Below are 12,369 nucleotides of genomic sequence, written 5' to 3' on the forward strand. Positions count from 1 at the left end.
CCCGTCCACAACCCGGAATGTCGAAAACCGGGTTTTTCCACAGGAAATGGTGGTTATCCCCAAAAAGCTGGGGATAAGCCCATAATTGACTAAAATTTACTATTTCTCACTTTTGATTTCTTAATTCACTCCGGTTTCCTATATTTTTGCCAACATTATTTGTAAACCTTTAATAGAGTATGTCAGTTATTCAACGAATTCGTGACAAGGCAGCGTGGATAATATTTGGTGCGATTGCTTTGGCATTGATAGCTTTTATTGTACAGGACGCTTCTTTTCGTCGTGGCAGTTTATTTAGTAACAGTACTACTGTTGGTAAAGTAAACGGCGAAAGCATAGATAAAAAGGAATTTGATGCTAAGGTGGATTTAGTGCAGCAAATGCAAGGCGCTCAAAATTCACAGCGTAACCAGTTAACTGCTAGCGTGTGGAATTTTATGGTGGAACAAACCATTTTGCATCAGCAGCTGGATAAACTGGGAATTGTTGTTCCGGGTAAAGAATTAAGTGACATATTATTTGATCCTACTTCTTCTCCTTTCGCGAGAGAATTTACCGATCCACAAACTGGTGTGTTTGATGTGGAAAAAGCTAAACAGGCTTTTGCTCAATTAAAGAAAAGCAGAAACGCTGAGCAGCTGAATATGATTATGCAGGCTTATGTGCAGCCAGCTGTTGACAGAGCCCTGATGCAAAAGTACCAGGCCCTGATTACCCAGGCTGTTTACATTCCAAAATGGATGGCTGAAAAAACAAACGCTGACAATAGTGCTATTGCTAATATATCATATGTATATGTGCCCTACTCTACTGTAACTGACAGTACTGTAAAAGTAAGTGACGACGAAATCGCAGCTTATGTAAGCAAGCACCCAAATGAATTTAAGCAGGAAGAAGAAACAAGGTCTATATCTTATGTAACCTTCGACGCTTCTGCCAACGGCAGTGATACTGCTGCTGCGTTGAACCTGATCAACGAACTGAAACCAGAATTTGCTACCACTTCTGACGCAAAATCATTTTTAGGAACAAAAGGAACAGAAAACCCGTATTACGATGGTTATGTTACCCGCGCTAATATGAAAATGCCAAATGCTGATAGCATTATGAGCCTGGCAGATGGTCAGACTTTCGGCCCTTACCTGGACGGAAGCAATTTCACCGTAGCTAAAATGGTTGGCCGTCGTGAAATGCCTGATTCTGTAAAAGTTCGCCACATCTTAATTAAAGAAGGTGAGCAAGGTCAGTTGACTTTACCCGACAGCGTTGCAAAAGCACGTATCGACAGTATTGAAGCTGCTGTTAAAGGTGGCGCCAGCTTTGAAGCACTTGTTCAGAAATATTCTGATGATCCGGGAAGCAAAGCTACCAATGGTGAATATGAATTTGCTTCTACCCAGTTCGCTGGTTTAAGCAAAGAATTTGCTGAGGTTGCTTTCTATGGTAACGTTGGTGATAAAAAAGTAGTGAAAGTGGAAAACGGCGCTTATGCTGGTTACCATTATATAGAGGTGTTGTCACAAAAAAATAAGCAGATTGCTTATAAAGTGGCTTACCTGGCAAAACCAATTTCTGCCAGCTCAGAAACAATTGGTACTGCAAGTACTGCTGCTATGCAATTTGCATCTGCCAGCAAATCAAAAGCTCAGTTTGACGAAGCTGCTAATAAAGCAAACAAATTCCCTTCTCCTTCTCCTGACATTAAAGAGAACGATTTCTCTATTATGGGTCTGGGCGAAAACAGGCAGTTTGTAAAATGGATTTTCGAAAATAAAGTGGGTGACGTTTCAGATCCTACTGAAATTGGCGATAAATATGTTGTTGCTATTATTACTGGTGTGAATAAAGCAGGTACTCTTTCTGCCCGTGCTGCAAGGCCAATGGTAGAAGGTATTCTGAAAAACGAGAAAAAAGCACAACAGATTCTGGCTAAGTTTACCGGCAACAGCCTGGAAGCTTACGCACAAAGCACTGGTACTGCCGTTCAACGTGCAGACAGTCTTTCTTTCCAATCGCCATTTATCCCGGCGGTGGGTAGCGAGCCTAAAGTGGTAGGTGCTGCTTTCAACAAAGATGTACAGGGTAAAGTTTCTGCAGCTATTGCAGGTAACACCGGTGTATTTGCTGTTAAAGGCGAAGGCGTTTCTGCAAAACCATCTTTCGGTGGTGCTGATGGTCAGCGTACTGCGCTGGAAAACAGCATGCGTTCACAAATCGGTTACCGTGCATTGGACGCTTTAAGAAAGGCTGCTGTTATAAAAGACAACAGGTCTACTTTTTATTAAAATTTTTTCGCCGGCCCTTCGGGCCTGTTTATAAATTTTTAATAGACCAGCTTCTGTTATGGGAGCTGGTCTATTATTTTATATAGTGGCAAGTAATTTTCGGATTGCGGAAAATTGGCTGTGCAACACAGAATGTTGATTAATTTTGTGGATAAAGGAAAGGTTATGCAGGAAACTATTGTAAACAAGGTTGCGGAGAGTGGTTTATTAACACTGGATCTGGAAGAATTCTATCCAAAAGGTGATATTGTGATGTTTGATTTGAAGGATTACCTGTTTATGGGCCTGATTCTGAAAGAAAAAGATTTCAGAGCAGCATTGCTGGGGCTGGATTGGGAAACTTTCCGGGATAAATATGTAGCTGTAACCTGTACCGCTGATGCTATTATACCACTTTGGGCCTATATGCTGGTGGCCAGTTATTTACAGCCAATTGCAAAAGATGTGGTAGCCGGCGATGAAAAGACACTTATTAACACCTTGTTTGTGAAAAACCTGGCTTCACTGAAAGGAGAAGAATACCTGGATAAACGTGTGGTGGTAAAAGGATGTGGAGAACTGCCTATTCCTGAAACGGCTTATCTGGAAGTTACCAACAAACTAAGGCCTTTTGCCAAAAGCATTATGTACGGCGAACCTTGCAGCACCGTGCCTGTGTATAAGAAAAAATAGTGGCGATCGCCCGGCAGAATTTGAATCAACGCCCAATGAGGGATATTCCCCATTGGGATGTGGATAACCGGGCTATTAAAACCAACCGCGTTTTCTAAAAATGCGGATCATCCATAAAGGAATAAACAACATGAGTGATACGGCTATCAAAAAGCCGTATTTATTATGTATAGCGGGAATGCTGTCGAAATTCATTCCAAAGATTCCCCCTATTACGGTGGCTGGCGCCATCAGGCAGGTAACAATAGCCATCACTTTCATTACTTCGTTCAACCGCATGTTGGCTTTGTTCAAATACAAGTCCTGCATGCTGGTCATCATATCACGGTAGTTTTCCACAAGGTCGGTGGCTTGTACAATGTGATCGTATACGTCTTTGAAATATTTGGTGGTTTTTTCTTCCAGCAAATCATTATCACTGCGGATAAATCCGTTTACCAGTTCTCTTACAGGTGATACGTTCCTTTTTAACACGATCAATTCTTTACGCATGCTGTTGATGCGGGCGAGCGAACGGGCATTACCAAAGCGGATGATTTCCTCTTCAATAAATTCAATCTGCTCGCTTAGCTTTTCCATTACCACAAAATAGTGGTCTACAATCATGTCAATCAATGAATAACAGAGATAATCCGCGCCGGTTTGCCTTAGCTTACTGCCAGTTACCCGCAGTTTTGAGCGTAATGAATCAAAAACATCGCGATCAGCATCGTCCTGGAAGCTGATAACAAAGTTTTTACCCAAGGCTATACTAATCTGTTCTGTTTCTACCGCTGCATCTTTATTGGTATATAGCATATTCAGCAGGCAAAACATAACATCATCCACTTCATCCATTTTAGGCCGTTGGCCTACACTCAATATATCTTCACTTAGCAGAAAGTGAATTTTAAACTGCTGACACACTTTTTCCACATCTTCTTTACGCAGGCCATCTATGTTTATCCACGTAATATTAGATGTGTTGGAAAAAGGAAAGCAATCCTCCACCTTAGTGAAATGCTTTTCTGTGAACTCGGTAGCGTTATAGCTGAACAAATGAATTTTTACATTGGTCGCTTCTTCCCTTACTGGTGTAATAGTGGGGTTAACGCCAAAAATTTCCTTGGTACGTTTGGTGTTAAACACCGGGAATATCATTTGAAGGTATTTGGTAGCTACCATAGTTATTAGTTAAAACGTCATTTACGTAAACGTGCTTCTTCTAAATCCAGTTCTCTTTCTTTGCGGCGTAATAACTCATCTGAGTATTTGGCTTCTGTTCGCATTTTTTTCAACTCATCGCGTTGCACATGCACCAGTTGTAATAGAAATTTCCGGTAGGCAGGTATAAAACCAAACATCTTTTCTTTGGCTTCTGCCTCCAGTTTTTTGTCTGCCGACTCTGCCAGACGGCTGTATCTGGCACGCATCTGAGCAAATGCTTCAATATTATTCACTTCTTCTGTATACTCAGCATCTATAAAACCCAGTGCTGCATTAGATATCTGGTATTGTATGCCCAATTCCTGCTCTTGTTCGTTGTCTTCTGCTTTGATATTTAATAAACGTATAACAAATGGAAGCGTTAAGCCTTGTAACACCAATGTAAACAGGATTACCACAAAAGTGATGAACAATATCAGGTCACGATGTGGAAAACCGCTGCCATCTGTTAACGTTAAAGGAATAGATAAGGCAGATGCCAAAGATACTACACCCCGCATACCGCTCCATGCAACAATGAATACCTGTTTCCATCCCGGTTTGGTTTCACGCTGACGAATTTTTTTGCTCAACAGGCGCGGAATGTAAGCTCCGGGGAAAACCCACAAAATGCGAATGAAGATGGTAACCAGGCTGATGATAACGGAGTAGCCAATCACTTCCGGTAAATAATAACTGCCTATACCCTTTACTATATCTGGCAATTGTAATCCAATTAATATAAATACCACACCGTTTAATAAAAACACCAACGTATCCCAAACACTTTGTACCTGTAAACGGGAATTGTAACTATATATGTCCTGTGAACGGAAAGAAAGAAACAATCCACCACTTACCACAGATAGTACACCCGATGTTTCAAAATGTTCTGCAATTAAATACATCAGGTAAGGTGATATTAAAGATATGGCGGTGTCTACACTGGGTGTGGTGGGTAAAAAGCGATGAACCGCATATACAATGTGAGCTATTGCCAGGCCCACTAAAATACCACCACCGGAAACCAGCAGAAAATCTGTTTCTGCTTTCCATAATGTAAAAGTGCCGGTGAAAACCGTAGCCAGTGCAAAACGGAACACAATCAAACTCGATGCATCGTTCACCAGGCTCTCTCCTTCCAGTATGGTAACAATTCTTTTTGGTATACGAATGCCTTGCAGCACAGAAGTAGCAGCCACTGCATCAGGGGGCGAGATAATGCCACCTAATAAAAAACCAAAAGCCAGTGAAAAATCAGGTATGATGGCATTGGATACAAAAGCGACACCCGTGGCAGTAAAAATTACCAGCCCTAACGCCAGCATACTAATAGGCCATCGGTTGTTCCAAAAGTCTTTCCATGAGGTGTGCCAGGCGGCAGAATATAACAAGGGTGGTAAAAAAATGATAAAAACTATATCAGGACTTAAGTTAATACGGGGCATTGCCGGAATAAGACTAATGCCTAAACCTGCAATTACTAAGATAATAGGATACGAGATACGCAACTTTTCGCTCAGCAACGACAACATAGAAGTACCAAACAGTAGCGAAATAATGAGAACAAGTTGACTTTCAAACATATCTTAAAATTAAGCAATCAGTATTAGAATGTAACCGTATCAGAAATTTTTGGCGCGGTTTTCGGATTAGCTAGTTAACCTAAAATCTAAGACATTATGAAAAAACAAGTTTTGGTAATGGCTGCGGTGTCTTCTACACTGCTATTTGCCTGTGTTAGTCCTAAGAAATTAAGAGAAGCCGAGTCTCGCTACACACAGCTCAACGGAGCCTATCTTGAGTTACAAGGAAAATTAAGAACCTGTGAACAAAATGCTAAAGATTCTGCTGACGCCTATAATAGAAGAAAAACAGCCTACGAATACAGACTGAACAATGCCACCGAACAGGTTGACTTTTTAAAACAAAACAACAACCAGGTGTTGAACCAGTTAAAAGACCTTTCTGTGATATCCGGCTCACAAGCAGAAAGCATTAAGAAATCGCTGGAAAACATCGGTATGAAAGATGCCTATATCAAAGACCTGCAAAGCGCTATTGCTAAAAAGGATTCTTTGAACATGGCACTGGTAATGAATTTGAAAGGTGCTATTGGTAACCTGGATGATAAGGATATCAACATTAAGGTGGATAAAGGGGTAGTATATATTGATATTTCTGATAAACTCCTTTTCAAAAGCGGAAGCTACGATATTACCGACCGTGCTAAAGAGGTGTTAGGTAAAGTAGCCACAGTATTGAACAACCAGCCTAACATTGAATTTATGGTAGAAGGCCATACAGACAATGTGAAGTTTGCCCGCGGTATATTGCAGGACAACTGGGATTTGAGCGTGAAACGTGCTACATCTGTGGTACGCGTATTACAGGATCAATATAATATTCCACCAGCACGTATGACTGCAGCTGGTAGAAGTGAATATGTGCCTGTTGCCGATAACAACACTGCAGAAGGTAAAGCTGCTAACAGGCGTACAAGAATTGTGATTTTACCACAGCTGGATCAGTTCTTTAAATTATTGGAAAATCCACAACAAGGTGGTGGTCAGCCAGTACCTGCTCCGGCACGTTAATATAAATAGATCATGTTTAAAAGCCGGTTCATCCAAAGGGTGACCCGGCTTTTTCGTGATGTAACATCGTAAAATAACGGTATACCGGCATTATAATTGAAGGTTTTAAAGCAAAACAGCTTGTATGAAACGTAATCAACACTTTTTTACCGGCCTTTTTTTCATTTGTATAGCTGTAGCTATTGCCTGCCATTCAAAAAGTTCGCAAACCTCCCGTTATTCGGATACAACCTCAGCTAAGCAAGTAGCTTATGTAAATGTGGGTGGATCGCTGGAAGGTAAATGGTATTTGCAACCTGAACTGGCTTCTGATACCAGTACCGGGCGTATACCGGAAATTACTTTCCACGCATCGGATGGCCGTTTTACTGGTAGCACCGGTTGTAACAGAATGAGCGGCACTTTTATCAGAAAAGATGATACACTGCAATTTGATAGCAGGATTGTATCTACAAGGATGGCTTGCATTGGTTATAATGAGAAGCCCTTCATTGATAATTTACTGCGCACGAATCACTTTGTGATTAAAGGAGGTATTCTGATGTTGATGTACAATGAAACCGTTCTATCAAAATGGGTACGTCATCTTGAAGATCAACCTATAAAGAAAGCGTAAACTTTATTCACTGGTCATGTGGATAAGTTGCAAGGCATTATTAATAGCGTTACCATAATAGCAGTTATTAAAATATGCCCAGATAGTATGGCCGTTGCTAACCTCTTTTTTAATGAATGTGCTGAAATGTAGTAGCATCTCTTCTGTATAGTTGCTTTTGTACAAAGCATGCGGCCCGTGAAACCGGATATATATGTTATCAGCAGTAACATGTTCAGCGTATGGGAAGCCGTGGCCGGATTGTGAAATCACAAAAGCGATGTTGTATTTAGCCATCAGCGTAATACTCTCTTCCTGCATCCAGGTTGAATGTCTCACTTCCATAGCAAAAGAGTACATGGAGTATTTTGTAGAAAGCAGTTTGTAAAAGTGTTCTGCTACTTCATAATCGAAAACAAGGGAGGGTGGTAGTTGTATTAATACAGGTCCCATCTTTGGATGCATGGGCTCAAATACCTGGAAAAATCTTTCCAGTGATTCTTCTGTATTTTTTAATTTCTGAATGTGCGTAACATACTGGCTCATCTTGGGGCAAAACAGAAAGTCGTCTGGTACTTTATGCACCCAGTTTTCCACCGTTTTCTTCAAAGGCAGATGATAAAAGCTGGCGTTGATCTCTGTTGTGGAAAATGTGTTGGCGTAGAAGGTAAGCCAGTCGGTGCTTTTTAGTTTCTGCGGATAAAACAATCCTTTCCAGTCCTGATAGCTCCATCCTGATATACCTATATGTATTTTTCCTGTTTGCATGGTACCGGCTTAATAGGTTAACAGGTAAATCAGTACAATTTATCTGCCAACGTAAACCGGTGATACAAAGAAGGTGTTTATTCCTCGGTTTTTGCTTTGCGATATTTAGCAAGGTTTATCAACAACAAGCTCACAAGAATAACGACCAGACCCACGAACTGTAATGTGGACATGGTTTCGTTGGCAAAGAATACACCTAGTATTACTGCCACCACCGGATTTACATAAGCATGTGTACTTACCTGCGTAGCTGTGCAAACCTGTAGCAACCATACATAAGCACTATACCCGGCCAGTGAACCAAACACTACCAGATAAGCCAGGGCCAGCCACGACTTCATGGGCACTTCCATCGGATGAAAATGCTTTATTTCGCCAATGCAGGCACCAAATGTTACACACACCACTCCTGCAATCAGCATTTGCCAGGCAGTGGTTACCATAATATGTCCGGTAGAATAATACTTGGAATACAACGATCCACCTGCCCAGCTAAGTGAGGTAAAAACCAAACCTGCCATGCAAATGATTTCCAGCTTGCTGCCACTGAGTGAGATATTACCTAAGCGTTCTGTGAATAACAGCACCACGCCAACCAATCCTACCAGTAAACCGATTAAAGTAGGCTTACTGTGGAAATTAGTTTTCCACATAGGTTTGTCTAACAGCACAAAAGAAATGGGGGTGGCTGATAAAAAGATAGCTACCAATGAGCTGGGTAATGTTTTTTCAATCAAACCCACGCTGCCATTAGATATAAATAATAAAAAAATGCCGCTGATGCCAGCTGTCTTAATCTGTTGTGCGTTAGCCCGTGGCAATTTTTTGATACCACAAAAACTAAGTAATAAAGTTCCGGCTATTAAAAAGCGCATACCAGCCATGGTATAGGGAGGTATATGTTCAACACCCATGCTGATAAAGAAATAAGTAGAGCCCCAAACCAGGTACACCGTGATAAACGCAATGATTATCAGGATGCGGGAAGCGCTTTTTGTGTTATCCATAACAGGTGTAGTTGTTTTCTCAGTGATATTGGATAACGAACTTACTTAAAATTGGAAGTATATCCACACCTTTCAAAACATCGCCCCGGCTTTCTTACCTTCGCAGGATGCAACATTTAGTGAAGGGATTGAATGAACAGCAGCTTGCCGCTGCTACACATATTAACGGTCCGTTAATGATTGTGGCTGGTGCGGGAAGCGGTAAAACCAAAGTGCTAACTACCCGTATTGCCTATTTAATGGCCAATGGTATTGATGCCTTTAATATTCTGGCGCTGACTTTTACCAATAAGGCTGCGCATGAAATGAAAGAACGTATTGGTAAAATGCTGGGAAGTAACGAAGCCCGCAATTTATATGTGGGAACGTTCCACAGTGTGTTTGCCCGCATATTACGTGCCGAGGCGCACCAACTGGGTTACCCTAACAGCTTCACCATTTATGATTCAGATGATGCCCGCAGTGTAATTAAAACTGTGGTGAATGAATTAAACCTGGATGATAAACATTATAAGCCCAACATAGTAAACAGCAGGATCTCTGCTTTGAAAAACGCATTGATCGGTCCTGCCGATTACCTTAACAACAGAGCTGCGCAGGAAGAAGATACACGTGCCAACCGCCCGGCCATTGGTCAGATTTACCAATCTTACGCTGCCCGTTGTTTCAAAAACGGCGCGATGGATTTTGATGACCTATTGTTGAAAATGCATGAATTACTGAAAAACTTTCCGCCGGTGCTACATAAGTACCAGCATAAGTTTAAGTATATCATGATTGATGAGTATCAGGATACTAACCCGGTACAGTACGAAATTACCAAGCTGCTGGCTGCCGCCAATGAAAATATTTGTGTGGTGGGTGATGATGCGCAAAGTATCTATAGTTTCCGTGGTGCTACTATTGAAAACATTCTCCAGTTTCAGAAAGACTATGAGGATGTAAAAGTGGTGAAGCTGGAGCAAAACTATCGTAGTACCAAAAGTATCCTGCATGTGGCCAACCATGTTATTAAGAATAACACCGGCCAGATTGCAAAGGATTTGTGGACAGATAATGCAGGTGGGGAAAAAATCAAACTTGTTCGTACCATGACGGATAACGAAGAAGGCAAGTTTGTAGCAGATACCATTAAAGAGCAAAAACTCAGAAACCATTATACCAATAAAGACTTCGCTATTTTATACCGTACTAACTCACAAAGCCGTGCTTTTGAAGAAAGCCTGCGCCGTATGGGTATTGCCTATAAAATTTTCGGAGGTTTAAGTTTCTATCAGCGTAAAGAAGTAAAAGACTTTATCGCTTACCTGCGGGTTATTGCTAACACACGTGACGAAGAAGCGCTGAAACGTATTATCAACTATCCTGTACGCGGTATTGGTAAAACTACCATTGAGCGCGCAGTGATTGTGGCTAACGAACAAAACATTACCCTGTGGGAAGTTTTTTCTGCTGCCGGTGCCTATGGTTTTAAAGCGAGTACGTTGGAAAGTATTACCAACTTCGTTACCATGATCAGGTATTTCCAAACAATGCTTACCGATAAAAATGCTTCTGATGTTGCTGTGCAGGTAGGTAAGCACACAGGTCTGGTAAAAGAACTGTTTGCAGATAAAAGTGTGGAAGGGCTGGCGCGTTACGAAAACGTACAGGAATTAATGAACTCCATTAAAGAATGGACGGAAAGCCCGGATAGTGAAGATGGCGAAGTGAACGATAAATCATTGGGCGCTTACCTGCAGCAGATTACCCTGTTAACAGATGCGGACAACGATAAGGAAGATAGCGATGTGGTAAAAATGATGACCATTCACGGTGCAAAAGGCCTGGAGTTTCCGGTGGTATTTGTAGGTGGTGTGGAAGAGTCTATTTTCCCCAGCGGTATGAGCATTAACACGCGCGAAGAACTGGAAGAAGAACGGCGTTTGTTTTATGTAGCGGTTACCCGTGCTAAAACAAAGTTGTGGTTAAGCTTTGCCAACAGTCGCTACCGTTTTGGTAACCTGGTGCAAAATGAGCCCAGCCGTTTTCTGGACGAAATGCCGGAAGATTACATTGATAGAAGCTATGCTGGTGGCGGAGCCCGCAATCAGGGTGGCTTTAGTAATATGGGTACAGCGTTTGAACGCACCCAGCGTGGATTTGGTGGAGAAGCTGCACAGGCTGAAAGACGTTATGGTCCTCCTCCTGCGAAAAAAACACAGGCACCGGCAGCAGGTACCAACAAACCTTCTTATATGCCACCGCCTAAACAGGCGCCTGTGGTTTCTCATACACCTTCCGGTGATTTTGTACCCAGCGATACCAGCAATTTACAGGCAGGCCAGCAGGTAGAACATCAGAAATTTGGCTTTGGCCAGGTTACCAAAATGGAAGGTTCGGCCCACAACCCCATAGCTACCGTTGTATTCAAGCAAAACGGGGAAAAGAAGATCATGCTCAATTATGCCAAGCTGCGTATTGTTGAATAGTGAAATAACATTTCCTTTTTCATCAATAAAATCTATTAGGGCATCAATAATATCGATTTGATAAGTAGTGATTACAGGTGCACTTTTGCACCTGTAATTGCATGCCTGTTACAGGTAATACTTGCCATATACAAGTTGGGAAAATCGGAATTAATTATAGTAACGTTATAAAACATCATCAGTTATGAGTAACAAAGTATTATCCATTGGCAATCAGTTTCCAGCTTTTACTAAGAAAGCGGTTGTATCTATCGAGAAAGGAAAAGAGTTTACAGAAATCACTGAGCAAGTTGGTGCTAAAGATGGTAAATGGACAGTAATGTTCTGGTGGCCTAAAGATTTCACTTTCGTATGTCCTACTGAAATTGCTGAATTCAACAAAAAGCACAGCGAATTCACCGACCGTGATACTGTACTGATTGGTGCTTCTACCGATTCTGAGTTTGTACACGCTGCATGGAGAAGAGATCACGCTGATCTGCGCGACCTGAAATTCCCTATGCTGGCTGATACTTCTAAGAGCCTGGCTGAAGAACTGGGTATTTTAGATGATGCGGAAAAAATTGCTTACCGCGCAACTTTCATCATCGACCCTCAAGGTATTGTACGTTGGGTAAGTGTATATGATCTGAGCGTAGGTCGTAGTGTACAGGAAGTTATTCGTGTACTGGATGCTCTGCAAACAGACGAACTGTGTCCTTGTAACTGGAGCAAAGGCGAAGAAACATTAACTACAGCCCTGGCTTTGAACTAAGAGAAGGGATTTTAATTTATTGATGAGACACAATA

General features: G+C 41.6%; 10 protein-coding genes. 6 read left to right on the forward strand and 4 right to left on the reverse strand.

What is annotated here, in order from left to right:
• The first annotated feature begins 179 nt into the window (after positions 1-179).
• Both FLA_RS27935 and FLA_RS27940 read left to right on the forward strand, forming a co-directional pair.
• Entirely contained in the window at positions 180-2,285 is a 2,106-nt protein-coding gene (locus tag FLA_RS27935; RefSeq protein ID WP_076376553.1) for a peptidylprolyl isomerase, read from the forward strand.
• Between the two features lie 165 nt (positions 2,286-2,450).
• On the forward strand, positions 2,451-2,957 hold the full coding sequence (locus tag FLA_RS27940; protein ID WP_076377378.1) for a DUF2480 family protein: 507 nt from the start codon (positions 2,451-2,453) through the stop codon (positions 2,955-2,957).
• 75 nt (positions 2,958-3,032) lie between these two features.
• Here FLA_RS27940 and corA read toward each other — a convergent pair whose 3' ends face one another.
• Together corA and FLA_RS27950 are read right to left on the reverse strand one after the other, a co-directional pair.
• A complete protein-coding gene (corA, locus tag FLA_RS27945) occupies positions 3,033-4,121 on the reverse strand; it encodes a magnesium/cobalt transporter CorA (protein ID WP_076376555.1) in 1,089 nt (362 codons plus the stop codon).
• A 17-nt stretch (positions 4,122-4,138) separates the two neighbouring features.
• Positions 4,139-5,728: a Na+/H+ antiporter gene (locus FLA_RS27950; RefSeq protein ID WP_076376557.1), complete on the reverse strand. Its 1,590-nt coding sequence runs from the start codon at positions 5,726-5,728 to the stop codon at positions 4,139-4,141.
• 96 nt (positions 5,729-5,824) lie between these two features.
• Between FLA_RS27950 and FLA_RS27955 the strand changes: the two genes are divergently transcribed.
• Positions 5,825-6,739 (forward strand): OmpA/MotB family protein, encoded by a 915-nt coding sequence (locus tag FLA_RS27955; protein WP_076376559.1) that lies wholly within the window; start codon positions 5,825-5,827, stop codon positions 6,737-6,739.
• A 124-nt stretch (positions 6,740-6,863) separates the two neighbouring features.
• Positions 6,864-7,355, forward strand: a complete 492-nt coding sequence (locus FLA_RS27960) for an META domain-containing protein (RefSeq protein ID WP_076376561.1) — start codon at positions 6,864-6,866, stop codon at positions 7,353-7,355.
• A gap of 3 nt (positions 7,356-7,358) precedes the next feature.
• Here the strand turns inward: FLA_RS27960 and FLA_RS27965 are convergent, their stop codons facing one another.
• The gene (locus FLA_RS27965) at positions 7,359-8,102 is read right to left on the reverse strand and encodes a DUF72 domain-containing protein (RefSeq protein WP_076376563.1); all 744 of its coding nucleotides are present in this window, start codon (positions 8,100-8,102) and stop codon (positions 7,359-7,361) included.
• Between the two features lie 77 nt (positions 8,103-8,179).
• Complete coding sequence (locus FLA_RS27970; RefSeq protein ID WP_076376565.1) at positions 8,180-9,109, reverse strand: EamA family transporter; 930 nt, start codon at positions 9,107-9,109, stop codon at positions 8,180-8,182.
• 107 nt (positions 9,110-9,216) lie between these two features.
• On the opposite strand from FLA_RS27970, the gene FLA_RS27975 reads away from it, so the two are divergent.
• A complete protein-coding gene (locus tag FLA_RS27975; protein WP_076376567.1) occupies positions 9,217-11,580 on the forward strand; it encodes an ATP-dependent helicase in 2,364 nt (787 codons plus the stop codon).
• Between the two features lie 184 nt (positions 11,581-11,764).
• Positions 11,765-12,334: a peroxiredoxin gene (locus tag FLA_RS27980; RefSeq protein ID WP_076376569.1), complete on the forward strand. Its 570-nt coding sequence runs from the start codon at positions 11,765-11,767 to the stop codon at positions 12,332-12,334.
• Positions 12,335-12,369 lie beyond the last annotated feature (35 nt).

Origin of the sequence: Filimonas lacunae (assembly GCF_002355595.1) — a bacterium.
GTDB classification, from domain to species: Bacteria; Bacteroidota; Bacteroidia; order Chitinophagales; family Chitinophagaceae; genus Filimonas; species Filimonas lacunae.